Origin of the sequence: Streptomyces poonensis (assembly GCF_014650915.1) — a bacterium.
GTDB lineage: Bacteria > Actinomycetota > Actinomycetes > Streptomycetales > Streptomycetaceae > Streptomyces > Streptomyces poonensis.
Window position 1 is genome coordinate 17607 of record NZ_BMVW01000030.1, and the last position, 17010, is coordinate 34616.

The window sequence follows — 17010 nt, forward strand, 5'->3', positions numbered from 1 at the left end:
CGATGACAATCATTTTCATAAGTTTGGATTCTCGTCGGCACAGGAGGTGGCGCTTGTGGCCGTTGGCGGGGCGGGGCCGGTAGAGGCCTTCGCCGTCACTGTCGCGGACCATGTCCACCTGGCCCGACGCCTCCGGCAGGTGGAGCGTGCGGTAGACGGTGGCCGGTCCGACCTCGGCGCCGTCCGCCGTGAGCGCCGCGTGCAGGGCCGGGGCGGAGGCGAAGCCGTCGCAGGCGGTCAACGCCCGCGAAACGGCGGCCCGTTGCGGGGTGGGGCGCCACTCGCCGCGGGTCCCAAAGGGTTCGGAACGGGCGACGGAACCGGCCTGGGACCACAGGCCGGTCACGCCGTCGCGGCCGGCCAGGGTGAAGAAGCCCCTGGAGCGCAGGACCCGGCCGGGTGAGGGGCGAGTCCGCGCTCCGCCAGGTCGTCCCCGGTGCCCAGTTCGGCCAGGAAGCTGGCCGCGTCGACGACGGTGACCATGGTGTCGAGGCGCGCCACAGCGTCCAGGGTCGCACCGTCGTCGCGGGCGAACGCGAAGGTGGCCGCCACCGGCATCGGCTCGGAGATGCCGCTGGACGCGATGAGCAGGTAGTCGAACCGGCGCTCACGGGCGAGCCGGTCGACCTCCTCCAGCAGGTCGTCGCGCAGCGTGCGGCAGATGCAGCCGTTGGTCATCTCCACCAGCCGCTCCTCGGTCCGGGACAGCGCGGCCTCGCCGCCGCGCACCGGCGCGGCATCGATGTTGTTCTCGCTCATGTCGTTGACGATCACCGCCACGCGCAGACCCTCGCGGTTGGTGAGGACGTGGTCGAGGAGTGTCGTCCTGCCGGCAGCCGAGGAAGCCCGACAGCACGGTGACGGGCAGGCGTCGCAAGGGTGTCCGCGTCAGTCCTTCGGACGCAGCAGGCCGCGCCGGTAGGCGGGAACGAGGTGCTGCGGGACCCGGTGGGTCACCCCGTCCACCGTCACGGACACCAGGTTCGGCGCGCTCGCTTTCCACTGGGCACGACGGTGACGGGTGTTGCTGCGGGACATCTTGCGCTTGGGAACGGCCATGAGACGGGTCCTTCCATGAGGGGATGAGGGTGAGGGAACGGTGAGCGGGTGCTACGGAAGCCGCAGGAGGTTGAGCCGGTACTCCTCGACCTGCGGCAGACGCTGTCCGGCCAGGCCGGACAGCATGTCCCGGTAGGCGCCGGGCAGGTGGTCGCTCAGGGGCGACGGCAGTTCGGTGATGCGGCACGAGGCGAGCACCTCGGTCCCCGGGTGCCATGCGGCGATCTCGGCGGGACCGGCGCACGCCCAGCGCATGCGGGCCGCCACCTTGCCGAGCGCGTCGTGCCCGTCCTGGGCGTCGACGATGCCGGCACCGGCCGTGTCCAGGGCCAGCAAGGAACCCGGGAACCGTTCGGCCATGACGTCGACGACACCGCGGACCTCGTCCTCGGTGAGGAACGGCAGGACGGCTTCGGCGGCGAAGAAGTACGGGGCCTTCGACCCGGAGGCGACCATGTCGCTCCAGGCCCGGTCGGTCACGGAGGCGGCGATCGTCGTCCGGCGCGGAGTGTCGGTGAAGAAGGCGCGCCGTACGTCGACGACGTCGGGCAGATCCAGCTCGAACCAGCGTGCCCGGCCGTTGTCGGTCCGCTCGTAGCGCGTGTTCAGTCCCGTGCCGAGCTCCACCACCGTCCCTTCGGGGTGGCGGGTGAGGAAGTCCGACACCCACTGGTCGAACAGGGCGGTGCGCAGGACGGAGCCGACCAGGCTCGGCGAGTCGTCGAAGCGGGCGAAGTCGTAGTCGATCGAGGCGACGATCTCCTCGGCGCGGGGATCGCGCAGTGCGGGCTCCGGCTTGCGGTTCTCCACCGCGCGTCCGTACAGGGGTATCAGCAGGGTCTCCTGGACCGTGCCCAAGGGCACCTCGGGCCGTGCCGTCATGGCTGCCTCCAGTGAGTGAGTGAGACCATGACGCTACATGAAAACGGTGTTCATTACTAATGGCAGTGTTCATTGCTCATAGGGCTGTTCTCAACCGCGGTTCGGCGTGTGCCGACGTGGTGAGGACCTGGTCGGGCCGGTCCTGTTCCGAAGGCGCCCGTCCCGGAGCAGGGTCGTCGAGGCTGCCCCGGATGCCTGGACGGCGCCGGCCTGAACGCGTCGTCACCGGCCCACCGGATCGCCGTCGGCACCGTCGCTCCGCATGCGCAGCATCACGTGGCCGCCGTGATGCAGCGGCGTACTCAACCGCAGACGGGTCGCCTCGTGGCCCGACTCCGCGTCGATGATGTGCACTTCGCCGTGGCCGCCGCGAGTGACGGTGACCCAGTCGGAGTCCGGTGAGGCGCCCACCGCTCGGCGTTGGACTCCCTCCCAGGGGGTGCCGCCGCGACGAGGAGCGCCCTCCATGGCGGGCAGGGGGGAGCGGCGGACGGTGTCGTCGGGGCCCAGGAGGACCAGTTCGTCGCCGTCGGGGTGGATGCGGGTGAAGGCGGTGTGGCGGCGGGCGACGGCCAGCCGGAAGACCAGGCCGGGACCGAGCTCCGTGCGGAGCGTGCGGCCCGTCTCGAGGTCATGGCGCCATGCCTGGTTGGTCCATTCCGGCCACCGCAGAGGGTCCGGAGCGCCACCGCGCAGCGTGGACCACAGTGCCCGTCGGCGGGTGTCGAGGCGCAGATACCAGCCCCGGGCGGGTGATCCCCAGGGAATCACCGTCTCGGCGACGAGCGCGTCCCCCTTCCGCCGGGCCCGGTGCACTCCCGCGCCCGTGGCCGCGAACACCTGCCCACAGCGGGGCTCCTGGGCGTCGCCGTGTCCGTCGTCCGGCAGTGGCAGGAGGGCGTGAGGCGTGACCGGGGGGCAGCCGGGCGGTGCCGAGAGGAGGTCCGCGAACCGGTGGACGGCCAGCGCGCCGGGTTCCCGGTGCCGCAGCACGACCAGCGGATCGCCGCCGCCCAGCACCGTGACGCCCGGTTCGCCGGCACGTGTGCGCACCCTGGCGGCTTCTCCCGTGGCCAGGTCGATCACGGTCAACAGGTCCGACCACGGCGCGGTGTTCTTGCCCAGGCCGGTGGTGACGGCCAGTCGGCGGCCGGACGGGTCGCAGGCGAGGTGCTCGGCCGGCACGGCGACCGGGATCGCGAGTTCCACGAGCTCGTCGCCGAAGGGATCGAGCACCAGGAGTTCCCCGCGGCGGTCGTCGACGCACGCCACCCGTCCGTCCGGCAGCGCCAAGAACCCGGCGTGCTCCGAGAGATGACGGCCGGTGAGGCGGCTTGTGACGGTGCCGTCCGGCACGGTCAGCACATGTACGGATCCCTCCACATGGTCGGAGACGAGCAGCAAGGGGGTGGCGGCAGGCGTGGGGGCGGCAGCGGGCATGAGGCCTCCAGGAAACCGATTTGGTGAAAATGATTATCATGTATCTTCAGTGCGTTCCGAGTCCCTGAGAAGAAGCGAGGGCATCGATGCTGCGCTCACCGTCGAGATTCGTCCGCCGTTGGATCACTGCGGCGGTGGTGGGTTCCGTCCTGGTCGGCTGTGGTTCGTCATCCGACGAACCCGCCGGTGACAAGGCCGAGCCCGCCGCGAAGACCGACGTCACCGTCGAACCCATCAAGGCGGCGACGGAGTTGGCCGACACGAACGGCGTCAAGATCTCACTGAAGAAGCAACCGGAGCGGATCGTCTGTCTGTTCGCGCTCTGCGACGACATCCTGACCGAACTGGGTATCGTCCCGACGGCCACCAACAGCACGCTGCTCGCCCACCCCGGCTTCCTGGGGAAGGAGAAGGCGAAGGAGGTCGACGTCGTCCCCGGCGGGTTCATCGCCCCGGAGGTGGAGGCGATCCTCTCCCACAAGCCCGATCTCGTGATCGGCCTGGGGGACACCCACGGCAAGCTGGCCCCGGCGCTGAAGGACGCCACCACGTTCTGGGCCATGCAGCCCGAGACGTGGGAGGACAGCGTGGGCTACCTGCGCGATGTCGCCGCCCTCACCGGCCGTACCGCCGAGGGGGAGAAGGCCGAGAAGACCTTCCGGACCAAGCTCGCCGAGGCCGAGAAGACCCCGAGCGACAGGACCGCGCTCATCATCTACGGCAGTGACGAGAACTTCGGCGTCGCCACCCCGGAGGGGGACGTGACCGCCAGCCTGTTCCCCAAGATCGCCGACTACCCCTGGAAGTCCCGGGGCGTGGAGGGCAGTTACAGCCTCGAGGAGATCCTCGCTCAGGGCGTGGACGTGCTGTTCGTCGAGACGATGAGCTTCGGCGACGCGGACGGCAAGCTCTCGGAGAAACTGGCGAAGAACCCCCTCTGGAGCAAGATCCCTGCGGTGAAGAACGGCGACGTCCACGAGGTGAACTCAGAGGTGTGGGCCAAGGGACGCGGCACCCGTTCGCTGGGCATCGTCCTCGACGAGGCCACGGCCGCGCTGCGGTGAAGGCGCTCTTCTCGGCGCCCGCCGCGGCGGACGGCACGGTGGGCGCCCGGCGGCCCGCACGTCGTGCAGGGGGGTGGCAACCGCTCCTGGTTGTCGCGCTGTTGACCGTCTCGTCCGTGTGCGCCCTGAGCCTCGGTACCCCCTACGTCCCGCCGCACCGGCTCGCCGGTACGGTGCTGGACGGGGACACCACGCTCGCCGGGATCGTCGTCACCGAACTCCGCGTACCCCGCCTGGTGCTGGCGCTCGTCGCCGGCGCCTGTCTGGGGGCGGCGGGACTCGTGCTCCAGGAGGCGCTGCGCAATCCCCTGGCGGTGCCGGAGATGCTCGGTGTGTCGTCCGGGGCCGCGCTGGGGGTGGCCGCGCCCCTGGTGCTGACGCTGTCGCTGCCCGCCGCCGTCCAGCCCTTCCTGGCCATCGGCGGTGCCGCGCTCGGCGGCGGACTCACGCTGCTCGCCGCGGGGCTGGGCCGCAGTCCGTCCGCCGTGCTGCTGACCGGCGCCGCGGTCGCGGCCGCGTTGCAGGCGGCGCTGCTCGTGCTGATGGTCATGGCCGACCAGCTCGACCTCCAGCTGATCTACCGCTACCTGCTCGGCTCCCTCTCCGCCCGGACCTGGGACGACGTCGCGGGCCTGTGGCCGTGGCTGCTCGTCGCGGCGCCCGCCCTCGTACTGTGCGCGCCGGTGCTCTCGGTGATGCGGCTGGGCGACGAGGACGCCGAGGCGCTGGGCGTGCGCGCCCAGCGGGCCCGGCTGGCCGCGCTGGCCATCGCCGTGGTGCTGATCGCGCCCGTGACGGCGGTGTGCGGGCCCGTGGCGTGGGTGGGCTTCCTCGCCCCGCACCTGGCTCGGTGGTTCAACCCCGCGGCGGGGGCGGTGCGGTGGCTGTCCTGGTCCGCCGCGTGGGGTGCTGTCGTCGTCACCGTCGCCGATGTGCCGGCCCGGCTGGCGCTGGCGCCCGTGGAGACGCCGGTCGGGGCCTGGACGGCCTTGCTGGGGGTGCCGGCCGGGGTCGCCCTGATGCGGGCGGGCGGCCGTGGCCGTGGCCTCGGCCGAGTCCGGCGCGGGACGGCGGGTTCCGGACCCGGCGGGGTTTCCCTTCGCCCCGGTGAAGCGACCGGAACGGAGGACGCGCGATGAGCCGGCGTTTCGCGGCGCTCGCGGCCCTGGCCGTCGTCTGCGCCGGAGTGGAACTGGTGGCCGGGCGCGGCATGTCCCCGGCCGTGGTCTGGGACGTCCTGGGCGGTGGCGGTGACGCGACGGAACGTCACATCTTCCTGCAACTGCGCCTGCCCAGACTGCTGGTGGCCCTCGGAGCGGGCGCGTGCCTCGCCGTGGCGGGACTGGTCCTGCAGTCCGCGCTGCGCAATCCCCTCGCCGGGCCCGAGGTGACGGGCGTGACGCCGGGGGCGGTCCTCGGGGCCGTCACCGCGACAGCCCTGGGACTCGCCGGCTGGGACTCGCCCCTGGCCGTCGTCCTCGCCGCCTGCGCGGGCGGCTGCGCCGGAGCGGCGCTGCTCTGGCTGCTCGCCGGCCGTGGTGGTGGCGATGCCGCGCAGACCGCCGTGCACGGGGTGCTGGTGTCGGCGGTGCTCGGCGGGCTCACCGCCATGGTGCTCCTCGTGGAGCCGGGCGAACTCGGCAGCGTCGTCCAGTGGCTCGTCGGCACGACCGAGGGGCGGGTGTGGCAGCACTGGCACCTGCTGTGGCCGTGGGCGCTGGCCTGGGGGGCCGCGGCCTGGCTGCTGGCCGGGCCGCTGACCCTGCTGCGCTGCGGGGACGACATCGCCCTCGCCGCCGGCCTCTCCGCCCGGCGGGCCCGGACCCTCGCCCTGCTGTGCGCGGTGGCACTGACGGCGGGCGCGGTGGCCGCCGTCGGGGCGCTGGGCTTCGTGGGGCTGCTGGCCCCGCATCTGGCCGTCGCCCTCTTCGGCGCGGACCTGCGGGCGAGCCTTCCCGGCGCCGCCCTGGTGGGCGCGGTCGTGGTGTGCGGGGCGGACGCCGCGGCGCAGCTGTCCTCGCGGCTGCTGGCGGAAGTGCTGGGCTCCGGCCGGCTCACGCTGCCGGTCGGGGCGCTCACCGCCTGCCTCGGCGCCGCGCTGCTGCTGGTCGTCGTGCGCCGCACGCCGAGCCGTACGTTCTGAAGTCCGACGGAGGACGAAGCATGACCGAGTCCATGGGGATTCACGTCGAGGGGGTCCGGTTTGGCTACCCCGCACGCCCCGTGCTGAGGGGCGTCGACATGACCGTCCGGCCGGGCGAACTGACCGCCCTCATCGGCCTCAACGGCTGCGGCAAGTCGACCCTGCTGCGCCTGGCCGCCGGGCTGCTGAGACCGGACCGGGGGCGCGTACTGCTCGGCGGGGACGACCTCGCCCGGCTCTCCCGGCGCGCCGCGGCGCGAAGGGTGGCGCTGCTGCACCAGTCCGCGCCCGCCGTACCGGGCATGACGGTGCGCCATCTGGTGCGGCAGGGGCGGTACGCGGCACGTGGCCCGCTGGGCATGCTGCGCGAGGGCGACGACCCCGTCGTGCACCGGGCGCTGCGCGACGTCGGTGTGGAGCAGTGGGCCGACCGTGACGTCGACGCGCTGTCCGGCGGCGAGCGGCAGCGGGTGCGGCTCGCGATGGCGCTGGCCCAGGACACCCGCATCCTGCTGCTCGACGAGCCGACCACCTATCTGGACCTGCACCACCAGCTCGACGTGCTGCAGACGGTGGTCCGCCTGCGCGAGGAGCGCGGACTCACCGTGGTGATGGTGCTGCACGACCTGGCCCACGCGGCCCGTTTCGCCGAGCGGATCGTCGCGCTGCGGGACGGCCGTGTGGTGGCCGACGGGACGCCAAAGGAGGTCGTCACGCCGGGACTGCTGGCCGATGTGCTGAAGGTGGCGGGCCGGGTCGGCCGGGATCCGGAGAGCGGATGGCCGGTGTGTTACCCAGATCACCCCCTCGCCGATCTAGAATATGAAAATCAGATTCATTAGTGTGGGGGTGCGGTGCTCACCCGATCGCCGCATCTCCCTGGTGAATAAGGAGAGTTCATGGACAACGAGCAGGTCTTCGCGCCGATCGCCGACCCGGGTCAGCTGGCCCACGACTCGGCCTCCCACTCCAACGCGCTCGTCGAGAACCCCTTCGACGACACCGAGGAGTAGGCGAGGGGTCAGCCCTTCAGACCGTGGGCCCGCCCGTTGCCTTCCGGGCGGGCCCACGCCCGTTCCACGTCCTGCCGTCCCAGGAGGGTCACTGTGTCCCGCAGCCAGCTCGCACCCGGTGTCGAGGTCGTCGCCGTACCCGGGCGGGATCTTGCCGTCCGTACCGCCGAAGGGGAGTTCCTCAGCGTCAGGACACAGGACGCCGACAAGGACGCCCTGCTGTCCCGGCTCGCGGGCGCGACCACGGCCCCGGCGGACGACGAACTGCACCGTGTCGTGCGGGCGTTCGAGCAGGCCGGTTACCTGACGGACGAGCCGCAGCACCCGGAGTGGCCCGCTGCCCGCCGGGGCATCCGGCTGCTGGGCGACCCGGTACTGACCGAGCCGCTCGCCGCGCACCTGGCCGCCCTGGGTGCCGTACCGCACACGACTTCGGCGGCACCTGCTCCTGAGGCGTCGCCGCGAGACCTCGACGACCTGCTGCACGAAGACCCCGCCGCCGTCGTGTGGTGCCTCGACGGACCCGTGCCCGACGGACTGTGGGACGCCGCCGACATGCTGCCCGAGCGCGGCGTCGCCTGGCTGCGCTGCCACCGGGAGGGCTGGCAGGCGTACGTCGAGCCGCTCGCCGCCGCTCCCGGAGACGTCACCTCGGCCCACATCCGGGCCCGCCGGCTCGCCGCCACCCCCGCGCACCGCGAGCTGGCCGCCTACTGGAGCGGTCCGCGTACGTCCGGCGCACCGGTCCGGCTCACTGTCCCAGCCGCCGGGCTGCTCGCCGCCCTGCTCGCCGATGATCTCAGGCGGTGGGCCATCGACGCGCCCGACGCCCCCGGCTCAGGCGGCCTTCCGGCACGGCGCCGGCTCCGACGCGTCGACCTGCGCACGCTGACCGTCACGGAGCACCCCGTCCTCCCGGTGCCCGAGGCCGCGACCATGCCGAAGACCAAGCCGAAGACCAAGCCGAAGAAGGACGGATGACGCCGTTCAGTGAGGCTGTCGAAGGTCTCGCCACGGACGTTCACCTCCCCGACGGCGACGGCCCCTTCCCGACCGTTCTCGTCCGCACCCCCTACGACCGCGCCCGGTACCGGGCCGAGGCACGCGGCTGGGCCCGCCACGGGTTCGCCGCCGCCGTCCAGGACGTGCGGGGCCGGTTCGCGTCACCGGGGGAGTGGCACCCGTACCAGAACGAGGCCGCCGACGGAGCGGCGACCGTCCGCTGGATCCGGCGACAGCCGTGGAGCGACGGACGGATCGTCGCCGTCGGCGCTTCCTACGCCGCGCACTGCGCGCTCGTGCTCGCCTTCGACGCACCCGGCGGCGCCCGGCCCGACGCCGTCGTCGCCGCCGTACCGGCGCTCGGCGCCGCCGAGACGGCACGCGAACCCTCCGGCGTGGAACGGCTGCTGACCCGCGCCGGATGGTGGGCCGCCCACGGCGACCGGCGGGACTCCGACGAGAGCGCGCTGGACAAGGCCCTCGCCGCGGACCCCGGCCTGCTCACCCACCTGCCGCTGACCGGCCTCCCCGAGCGGCTGGGCCGGAGCCTGCCCTCCTGGGCGGCCCTGTGGCGGCACCGTGAGCGCGGCCGCCTCGTGTCGCGGGTGGCGCACGCCGATGTGCCCCTGCTCGCGGTCGGCGGCCACCACGATCACTTCACCGAGGACACCGTCGAACTATGGCGCGCCTGGGGCGGCCCCTCGGCGCGGCTGCTGCTGGGCCCCTGGGGACACGGCCTCGTCACCGCGCCCGGACCCGACGCCGGACCCGCCCACCGGGTGAGCCTCGGCGAACTGTACGTGCGCTGGGTCCGCCGCGCCCTCGCCGGCGAGCTCGCCCAAGGGCGCCACGGCGCGGTGGCGCTGGGCGGCGGCAACCTGTGGCTGCCCGCCGACGCCCACGGCGAGCCGCGTACGCAGCGGCTGCGGCTGCTGCACGGCTCCGCCTTCACCGCCGACCCCGACCGTCCCGTCCGCTCCGACGACCTCACCGTTCCCACCGTTCCCACCGGCGGACCGCCCGACCGCTGCGTGCTGGTCACCCCGCCACTGCCGCGTCCGCTCGACGTGGTCGGACCCGTGCGCGTACGGCTGCGGGCCACCGCCCACACCCCGTCCGCCGACTGGGCCGCCCGGCTCGTCGCCCTCACGCCGGAAGGGAGAGCCGAAGGACTCGCCGTCGGCGTCGTCCGGCGCGAGGAACCGGCAGGCCGGGAAACCGAGTTGACCGTCGAGCTCGGCCGGCTCGCCCGGCGGCTGCCCGCGGGCAGCCGGCTCCGCCTGGAGATCGCCGGACACCATTTCCCGGCCCACGCCCGCAATCCCCACACCGGGGACGACCCGGTGACCGCCGACCGGCTGATCCCCTCCGGGCGGGCGGTCGACCCCCGGAGCGTGGCGCTGCGGCTGCCCGTGCTCACGTCCCGTCCCACCCCCACCGATCCCGCCAAGGAGATCCTGCGATGACGGCGCTGCTGCCGCTGGAAGCTCTCGTCGATCCCGTCTGCGGCATCGTCCGCAAGGTCAAGCCCGTCGAGCACCCCGTGGGCGCACCGCCCCGCTACACCGCACTCACCGCCGAGATATCCGATGCCCGCAGGCTCGGCCTGTGGCCCGCCGACCGGGTCTCCCTCGGCACCACCTTCGGCGACCCCGGGCAAGCCCGTGTCGCCGCGATAGCGGAAGGGGTGGAGCGGTACTGCGGCAACCGCGTGCCCCCGCCCGGTCACCCCGACGCCCCCCTGCGCGCCACCGCCGCCGAGCTGGCCGAGAAGGGCCTGCGGCTCTACGGCCCCGACGATCTGCCCGCCTACGCGCAGTGGCAGTACGACCGGGAGAAGTTCCCCTACCGCCCCCTCACCGCCGACACTCCGGCCCTGTGGACGCGCGGCGCCGAGCGGCTGCCCGACGGCACGACCACCGAGGTCTGGGCGCCCGTCGCACTCACCCACCTCAACTGGCGACAGGGAGAGCTGCGCTCGCTGCCCCGCACCCACCACCTCAACTACGCCGGGATCGCCACCGGGCAGGGCCTCGACGACGCGGCCGAGCGCGGTCTGCTGGAGATCGTCGAACGCGACGCCCTGGAACTGTGGTGGCACCTCGACGGCCCGGCCCGCGGCATCGACCCGGCCAGTGTGCCCGGCCTCGCCGACGACCTCGCCGGATCCGCGCTCGACGTCCACCTCGTCGAGATGCCCTCGGAGTTCGCCCCCTGCATGGCCGCACTCGTCCACGATCCCCGGCTCGGCCTGTACGCCGCCGGATTCGCCTGCAAGTACGACCCGGCCGAGGCCGCCCGCAAGGCCGTCCTCGAGGCGGTCCACACCTGGGTCTTCACCCAGGGCCTGACCGACCCCGACGGCTGGGTGTTCCAGGCCGTCGAGGCCGGTCTGCTCGCCCGCGGGCTCTATCTGGAGCACCGGGCCGACGGCCGTTATCTCGACGCGTGCGGCGAGCAGTTCGAGCACGTCCGGGACCTTGGCGCGCATGTGCAGGTCTGGCTGGACGAACGGATGGCGCCCGAAGCCCGGCGCTTCACCGGGCCGGCGCTCGGGACCGTGTCCCTCGACGCGGTCCGGCCCGGCAGCCGGGACCGGCTGGAGCGCGCACTGCACGCGGGCGGCCACCGCGTCATGACGTTCGACCTCACCACCGAGGACGTGGCCGAGACCCCGCTGCGCGTCGCCCGCGTCCTGGTCTCCGGTCTCCTCCCCAACGCCCCCGCCGCTTTCGGGTACTTCGGCTGCCCGCGCCTGGCCGAGACCGCCGTCGCACGCGGCTGGCGGGCCGGCGCACCGGGCGCGCCGGAGGACTTCACGCTGGCGCCTCCGCCGCACATGTGAGGGCGGCCGACGTGGAACACGCCCCTCGAGACCGTCCGGTGAATCTCGTCGCCGCGCTCGCCCGCGCCCGCTCCCCGGAGCGTCCCGGTCCCGACACACCCGCCGGGCCCGCCGTCCGGGCCTGGCCGGGACCATCGCGTCCCGTCCCGGAGGCCGGCCGGCAAGACCTCGACCTGCGGGCCCTGCTGCGTCTCTCCCTGGCGGCCTCGGACGACTCCGGACGGCTGCGGCCCGCGTCCTCCGCCGGAGCCCTGCACCCGGTGGACACCGAACTCGTCGTGGGTGCCGGGTGCTCCCTGCCGCCGGGCCGCTACGGCTACGACCCGCTGAAGCATCACGTCCACCGCCTCGGCCGGCAACCCGACGGCACACCGCCGGGCGTGACCGCCGAACTCTCCGTCACCGCACGGCGCACGGTCTCCCACTACGGCCACCGTGCCTGGCCGCTGTTGCTGCTGGACACGGGGCACGCCGCCGCGGCGCTGTTCCTCGCGGCCCGCGCGCTGGGTGCGGGCGAGCCCGAGGTACGGCTGGACGGACTCGCCGAGAGCCCACTCGCCGCCGTGCGCATCGCCTCGCCGGGCGGGCAGGTCCCGGGACGCCCGCTCGACGGCACGCACCGCCCGCAACCGCCGGCGGGCGTGCCCACGGCCGCCGAGCTGCTGGCACGCCGCAGCGACCCGCCACCGCTCCCGGGCACTCCGCCCCCGGACGCGCTGCGGGCGGTCCTCGCCACCGCCGCCCGGGCGAGCGCCGGTGAGCTGCGCTGGTGCGTCGCCGTCGGCGCACCACGACCCGGCCTGCTCGAACTGGCCGCCGACGGCACGACACTGCGACGGCGCGCCGTGGGGGAGGCCCGTCCGACGCTCGCGGCCTGGGCCGCGGGTCAGGCGTGGATCGCGGAGGCGGGCGCCGTCCTGCTCGCCCACGGCTGCCCCGCGGACGCCGACGCGCCGCACATCCGCCGCACCCACCTGCGGGCCGGCTTCACCGTCCACCTGGCCCATGTCACCGCCCGGCGCCACGGGCTGGGCGCCCGGCCCGTCGGCTCCTGGCAGCAGGCGGACCTGGGCGCCGCGCTCGGTGCCGCGCCGGGCCGCGACTGGATCGTCCACGGACTGGCCCTCGGCACCCGCCACGCCGACGAGGAGAACACCACGTGATCGTCCACCCCGAGCTGCGCCGCGCCGCCCGCCGCGCACGGCGCCCCCTGCTCACGGCCACCCTCCTGCAGGGCACCGTCACCCTCACCCACCTCGCGCAGGCCGCCCTGCTCGCCGTCGCACTCGCCGACCTGGCCCGCGGCGACACCGGCCGGCTCCCGTGGCTGCTCGCCGCGGTGCTCGCCGTCGTCGCCGCCCGTGCCGGTCTCGCCATGGGGCAGCGGCGCACCGCCACCCGCGCCGGAGCCCAGGTCAGGGTGGCCCTGCGGGACGAATTCCTCGCCCACCTGGGGCGGTTGGGGCCCGCGCACCTGACCAGTGCGCGTGCCGGGGCCGTACGCACCACTCTCGTCGACGGAGTGGAGGGTGTCGACGCGTACGTCTCCCGCTACCTGCCCCAGCTCCTGATCACCGTCACCCTGCCGCCCCTGGTGCTCGCCGTCCTGGCCGCGGTGGAACCGCGGGCCCTCCTCGGCCTCGTCCCCGCCCTGCTGCTCGCCCTGTGCGGCCCGCGCGTCTGGGACCGGCTCCTCGCCGCCCGCGGCAAGGAGCACTGGGACACCTACGAGGGGCTGGGCGCCGACTACCTGGAGGCCCTGCAGGGCATGCCCGCCCTGCGCGCCGCCGGCGCGGTCGGCCGCACCCGCGCCCGCCTGGAGGAGCGCTCGGCGGCGCTGCACCGGGCGACCGTCGCCAAACTGCGGGTCTCCCTGGTCGACACCGGCATCACCGACCTCGCCGTCCAGGGCGGCACCGCCGCCGCCGCGCTCCTCGCCTGCTGGTCGGCCGTCACCGGATCCACCACGGCGACCGGCACCTACCTGGTGCTGCTGCTGGCCTCCGAGTGCTTCCGGCCGGTCCGTGACCTCGCTCGCGAGTGGCACGCCGGATACCTGGGGGTGTCGGCCGCGGACGGGCTCGCCGCGCTGCGCACCGCCGAGCCTGCCGTCCGCGACACCGGAACGGCGCCCGCCCACTGGGCGGCACCGCCCGAACTCCGTTTCGAGGACGTCGGGTTCACGTATGACGGCGCACCGGCACCCGCCCTCCACCATGTCTCCTTCACCGCGGAGGCGGGCCGGACCACCGCGATCGTCGGTCCGTCCGGCGCGGGCAAGTCCACGCTCCTCGCCCTGCTCCTGCGCCACCACGACCCGCAGGAGGGCCGGATCACCCTCGACGGGCGCCGCACGACCGAGTACGCGCTGGATTCACTGCGGCAGGGCATCGCCGTGGTCTCGCAGGAGACGTACCTCTTCCACGCCACCATCGCCGACAACCTGCGCCTGGCCCGGCCGGACGCGACGGACGACGACCTGACGCGTGCGACGCGCATCGCCGGCGTCCACGCCGAGATCGCCGCCCTCCCCGACGGCTACGCCACCGTCCTCGGTGAACGGGGCGCCACCCTCTCCGGCGGCCAGCGCCAGCGGCTCGCGCTCGCCCGGGCCCTGCTGGCGGACGCCCCGGTGCTCGTCCTCGACGAGGCCACGAGCTCGGTCGACGAACGCCGTGAGGCGGACATCGTCCGGGAGCTGTCGAAGGCCGCGAGCGGCCGGACCGTCCTGGTCGTCGCCCACCGGCTCGCCGCCGTCCGGCACGCCGACCGCATCGTCGTCCTCGACGCGGGACGGGTGGACGCCGTCGGCGAGCACACCGGCCTGGCCGAGGCCGGGAGCGTCTACACGCGCCTCGTCGAGGCCGGCCACGTCCACCGAGAAGGAGCCCCCGCATGAGCAGCGCCGCCGACACCGCCACCATCGACGCGGGCGTTCCCGCGCGGGGCTCGTTGCGCGCCCTGCTCCCCGCCCTCGCCGGGCACCGCGCCATGACGGTCCGCACCTGCGCCGCCGCTCTCCTCGAACAGGGCTCCCTGGTCACACTGCTGACGCTGGCCGCGCACACCGTGGGAACAGCCGTCCTCGAAGGACACGCCCCCTCGGCCGCCACCGTCACCGCACTCGTCACCCTCGTTCTCCTACGCGCCCTGATGACCTGGCGTGAGATGGACCTCTCGCACGACCTGGCCTACCGGGTCCTGGCCGTCCTGCGCGTACGGGTCTTCGACGGGCTCGCCCGCAGCGCACCCGCCCGGGTCGCCGGCCGGCGCAGCGGGGACCTCGCCGCCACGGCCATGGCGGACGTGGAGGCACTGGAGTTCTTCTACGCCCACACCACCGCCCAGCTCCTGGCAGCGGGAACGGTCTTCACCGGCGGCACCGCGGTCCTCGCCACGGTGGAGCCCTGGCTGCTCGCAGCCGTACTGCCGGTCGCGGTACTGCTCGCCGCGGCACCCTTCGCCGACGCGCGCGGACGCGCGGCGCGCGGCAGCCGCACCCGGACGGCCGTCGCCAGGCTGTCGGCCGACACGGTGGACACCGTCGACGGGCTGCGGGAACTGCTCGCCTGTGGAGCCCTGGCCGAACGGCGCCGCCGACTGGCCGAGAGGGGACGGCAGGTAGGCGACGCCCAGCGTGCCGAGGCCGTGTGGGAAGCCGTCGCCGCCGCGGTCCGCGACCTCCTCATCGTGGTCGCGGTGCTCGGCGTGGTGGCCGCGGCGGCGCAGTCCGTGAATGCGGGGCGGCTGCACGGCGCATGGGCTCCGGCGGCGATGGCGCTGGCCCTGGCGGTCCTCGGCCCGGTCGCGGAATCGGCCCGTTCCCTGAGCCAGGCCGTGTCACTGCGCGCCGCCGCCGCCCGGGTCGGCGCGGCCGTCAAGGCTCCCGCGCTCGCCCCGCCGCCCGCCGCACCCCGCTCCCTGCCGTCCGGTCCGCTGGGCGTCCGGCTGCACCGGGTGAGGTTCGACTACGGCGGCGGTCCCGTACTGGACGGCGTCGAACTGACCGTCCCCGCGGGTCAGACCCTCGCCCTGGTCGGCGCCTCGGGCGCCGGCAAGTCCACCTGCGCCCACCTGCTGGCCCGGTTCTGGGACCCGTCCGAGGGAGCGGTCCAGCTGGTACCCGCCGACGGGGAGCCCGTCGACGTACGCGAGGTGAGCGATGCCGAACTCCGGCGCGCCGTCGCGCTGGTGGGCCAGGAGTCGCCCCTCTTCCACGGCACCCTGGCCGAGAACCTGCGGCTCGCCGCCCCCGAGGCGGACGACGACCTGCTCACCGAGACGGCCCGCCTGTGCGGCGTCGACCGGATCGCCCCGATGGACACCCCGGTCGGTGAGCGCGGATCCACCCTCTCCGGAGGCCAGCGGGCCCGCATCGCCCTCGCCCGCGCGCTGCTGGCCCGGCCGCGGGTCCTCGTACTCGACGAGTCCACCGCCCACCTGGACAACGCCAGTGACGCCCGGCTCGCCGCCGCACTGAAGCAGGAGGACCGTACGACGGTCGTCATCGCGCACCGCCGCGCCACCATCCGCCGTGCCGACCGCATCGCCGTCCTCGAAGCCGGCCGTATCGCCGAGGAGGGCACCTGGGAGGAGCTCACCGGACGCCCCGACAGCGCACTCAACCGCAGCCTCGCCCACATCCCTTCCTGAGGGCGGCACGTCATCACGGACAGCGTCCGCACCCGTCACCATGTCGAACGTACGGCTGTGCCGGTCCTTCCAGGCCACGAGTACCGGCTCGATCAACGACCACTGCTCGTCCGGCAGGGGGCTCGGTCACGGCTTCCGTTCGCTCACCCCGCCACTGCGGCAGGACACCGTCCACTGACCAGCGGTCTTCACCCCGCCCACACCATCAGGCGACACCACAACCATTCAAAGACTCACGAACCGTCCTCTGAGAAACGCGAACCCGGCGTCTGAACCCGCAGAGCTCCGCGTTACGGTCTGACCGCCGGCCTCCTCGCCTCCTCGGGCTCGTGGGCGCCGAGCCGAGCCTTTCGTACCAAGGAGACCGACGTTGGACATCAGCGCACCGCAGGCTGACGGCGGGGACGACATGTTCTGGCGGGAGCGCCGCACATGCTTCCTGACCACTCTCCGGCCTGACGGCACTCCGCATCTGACCCCGGTCGGTGTCACGTACGACCCCGAGGCACGGATCGCCCGCGTCATCACCGACGGCGGAAGCAAGAAGGCGCGCAACGTCCGCGCCGCTCTGGCCGCCGGTGCCGAGGCACGCGTGTCCGTCGGGCAGGCCGAGGGCCGGCGCTGGTGCACTCTCGAAGGCACCGCCGTGATCAAGGACGACCCCGTATCCGTCGCCGATGCCGAGCGCCGGTACGCCGAGCGGTACAAGATCCCGCGGGTCAATCCGAACCGGGTCGTCATCGAGATCACCGTCAGTCGGGTCATGGGGACCGCGAAGCCCTCCGGGTGGTGATCCCCGGCCCCGACCCGGGACGGGTGAGACCTCCATGGGCAGGTTGAAGCGGAGGTAGGACTTCGTGGAGGGCCGAACCCACCAGGGTTGAAAACCTGGGGATGACCTTCGCGTGC

Annotated in this window: 16 protein-coding genes and 2 pseudogenes; 13 read left to right on the plus strand and 5 right to left on the minus strand. The window is 73.9% G+C overall.

Annotated features, from left to right (window positions below; genetic code table 11):
• Nucleotides 1-37 precede the first annotated feature (37 nt).
• From IE242_RS39415 to IE242_RS36660, 5 genes and pseudogenes are all read right to left on the minus strand, one after another.
• A pseudogene (locus IE242_RS39415) lies at nucleotides 38-346 on the minus strand (Fur family transcriptional regulator); the annotation flags it as partial.
• A gap of 56 nt (nucleotides 347-402) precedes the next feature.
• Nucleotides 403-892, minus strand: a pseudogene (locus IE242_RS36645) (CobW family GTP-binding protein); the annotation flags it as partial.
• Entirely contained in the window at nucleotides 889-1059 is a 171-nt protein-coding gene (gene rpmF / locus IE242_RS36650) for a 50S ribosomal protein L32 (protein ID WP_189867285.1), read from the minus strand. The pseudogene IE242_RS36645 and the gene rpmF, both read right to left, overlap by 4 nt.
• A gap of 51 nt (nucleotides 1060-1110) precedes the next feature.
• On the minus strand, nucleotides 1111-1941 hold the full coding sequence (locus IE242_RS36655) for a class I SAM-dependent methyltransferase (RefSeq protein ID WP_229859973.1): 831 nt from the start codon (nucleotides 1939-1941) through the stop codon (nucleotides 1111-1113).
• Between the two features lie 222 nt (nucleotides 1942-2163).
• Nucleotides 2164-3381 (minus strand): YncE family protein, encoded by a 1218-nt coding sequence (locus IE242_RS36660; protein WP_189867287.1) that lies wholly within the window; start codon nucleotides 3379-3381, stop codon nucleotides 2164-2166.
• Between the two features lie 86 nt (nucleotides 3382-3467).
• Between IE242_RS36660 and IE242_RS36665 the strand changes: the two genes are divergently transcribed.
• From IE242_RS36665 to IE242_RS36720, 13 genes are all read left to right on the plus strand, one after another.
• On the plus strand, nucleotides 3468-4445 hold the full coding sequence (locus IE242_RS36665) for an ABC transporter substrate-binding protein (RefSeq protein ID WP_189867289.1): 978 nt from the start codon (nucleotides 3468-3470) through the stop codon (nucleotides 4443-4445).
• A gap of 101 nt (nucleotides 4446-4546) precedes the next feature.
• Nucleotides 4547-5584, plus strand: a complete 1038-nt coding sequence (locus IE242_RS36670; RefSeq protein WP_268249542.1) for a FecCD family ABC transporter permease — start codon at nucleotides 4547-4549, stop codon at nucleotides 5582-5584.
• Complete coding sequence (locus IE242_RS36675) at nucleotides 5581-6588, plus strand: FecCD family ABC transporter permease (RefSeq protein WP_189867291.1); 1008 nt, start codon at nucleotides 5581-5583, stop codon at nucleotides 6586-6588. The genes IE242_RS36670 and IE242_RS36675 overlap by 4 nt, the downstream gene beginning before the upstream one ends.
• 20 nt (nucleotides 6589-6608) lie before the next feature.
• Nucleotides 6609-7430 (plus strand): ABC transporter ATP-binding protein, encoded by an 822-nt coding sequence (locus IE242_RS36680; RefSeq protein ID WP_189867293.1) that lies wholly within the window; start codon nucleotides 6609-6611, stop codon nucleotides 7428-7430.
• A 57-nt stretch (nucleotides 7431-7487) separates the two neighbouring features.
• Complete coding sequence (gene amiA / locus IE242_RS38745) at nucleotides 7488-7601, plus strand: streptamidine family RiPP (protein ID WP_240661371.1); 114 nt, start codon at nucleotides 7488-7490, stop codon at nucleotides 7599-7601.
• A 93-nt stretch (nucleotides 7602-7694) separates the two neighbouring features.
• Nucleotides 7695-8582, plus strand: a complete 888-nt coding sequence (locus IE242_RS36685) for a hypothetical protein (RefSeq protein ID WP_189867295.1) — start codon at nucleotides 7695-7697, stop codon at nucleotides 8580-8582.
• Nucleotides 8579-10069: a CocE/NonD family hydrolase gene (locus IE242_RS36690; RefSeq protein WP_189867297.1), complete on the plus strand. Its 1491-nt coding sequence runs from the start codon at nucleotides 8579-8581 to the stop codon at nucleotides 10067-10069. Before IE242_RS36685 ends, IE242_RS36690 begins: the two co-directional genes overlap by 4 nt.
• Nucleotides 10066-11448, plus strand: coding sequence for a YcaO-like family protein (locus IE242_RS36695; RefSeq protein ID WP_189867299.1), 1383 nt, complete (start codon nucleotides 10066-10068; stop codon nucleotides 11446-11448). Before IE242_RS36690 ends, IE242_RS36695 begins: the two co-directional genes overlap by 4 nt.
• A gap of 38 nt (nucleotides 11449-11486) precedes the next feature.
• Nucleotides 11487-12611, plus strand: coding sequence for a nitroreductase family protein (locus tag IE242_RS36700; protein WP_189867301.1), 1125 nt, complete (start codon nucleotides 11487-11489; stop codon nucleotides 12609-12611).
• A complete protein-coding gene (locus IE242_RS36705) occupies nucleotides 12608-14347 on the plus strand; it encodes an ABC transporter ATP-binding protein/permease (protein ID WP_189867310.1) in 1740 nt (579 codons plus the stop codon). Before IE242_RS36700 ends, IE242_RS36705 begins: the two co-directional genes overlap by 4 nt.
• Nucleotides 14344-16101 carry an ABC transporter ATP-binding protein gene (locus tag IE242_RS36710; protein ID WP_189867312.1) on the plus strand — a complete coding sequence of 586 codons (1758 nt, stop codon included), beginning with the start codon at nucleotides 14344-14346 and terminating at the stop codon, nucleotides 16099-16101. Before IE242_RS36705 ends, IE242_RS36710 begins: the two co-directional genes overlap by 4 nt.
• 40 nt (nucleotides 16102-16141) lie before the next feature.
• Entirely contained in the window at nucleotides 16142-16279 is a 138-nt protein-coding gene (locus tag IE242_RS36715) for a hypothetical protein (protein ID WP_189867314.1), read from the plus strand.
• Between the two features lie 231 nt (nucleotides 16280-16510).
• The gene (locus IE242_RS36720; protein WP_189867337.1) at nucleotides 16511-16894 is read left to right on the plus strand and encodes a TIGR03618 family F420-dependent PPOX class oxidoreductase; all 384 of its coding nucleotides are present in this window, start codon (nucleotides 16511-16513) and stop codon (nucleotides 16892-16894) included.
• Nucleotides 16895-17010 lie beyond the last annotated feature (116 nt).

Coding starts and splice junctions, on each gene's coding strand:
- IE242_RS36690 (WP_189867297.1), top strand. CDS start 8,579: ATGACGCCGTTCAGTGAGGCTGTCGAAGGTCTCGCCACGGACGTTCAC.
- IE242_RS36655 (WP_229859973.1), bottom strand. CDS start 1,941: ATGACGGCACGGCCCGAGGTGCCCTTGGGCACGGTCCAGGAGACCCTG.
- IE242_RS36720 (WP_189867337.1), top strand. CDS start 16,511: ATGTTCTGGCGGGAGCGCCGCACATGCTTCCTGACCACTCTCCGGCCT.
- IE242_RS36695 (WP_189867299.1), top strand. CDS start 10,066: ATGACGGCGCTGCTGCCGCTGGAAGCTCTCGTCGATCCCGTCTGCGGC.
- IE242_RS36665 (WP_189867289.1), top strand. CDS start 3,468: ATGCTGCGCTCACCGTCGAGATTCGTCCGCCGTTGGATCACTGCGGCG.
- IE242_RS36715 (WP_189867314.1), top strand. CDS start 16,142: ATGTCGAACGTACGGCTGTGCCGGTCCTTCCAGGCCACGAGTACCGGC.
- amiA (WP_240661371.1), top strand. CDS start 7,488: ATGGACAACGAGCAGGTCTTCGCGCCGATCGCCGACCCGGGTCAGCTG.
- IE242_RS36680 (WP_189867293.1), top strand. CDS start 6,609: ATGACCGAGTCCATGGGGATTCACGTCGAGGGGGTCCGGTTTGGCTAC.
- IE242_RS36675 (WP_189867291.1), top strand. CDS start 5,581: ATGAGCCGGCGTTTCGCGGCGCTCGCGGCCCTGGCCGTCGTCTGCGCC.
- rpmF (WP_189867285.1), bottom strand. CDS start 1,059: ATGGCCGTTCCCAAGCGCAAGATGTCCCGCAGCAACACCCGTCACCGT.
- IE242_RS36710 (WP_189867312.1), top strand. CDS start 14,344: ATGAGCAGCGCCGCCGACACCGCCACCATCGACGCGGGCGTTCCCGCG.
- IE242_RS36660 (WP_189867287.1), bottom strand. CDS start 3,381: ATGCCCGCTGCCGCCCCCACGCCTGCCGCCACCCCCTTGCTGCTCGTC.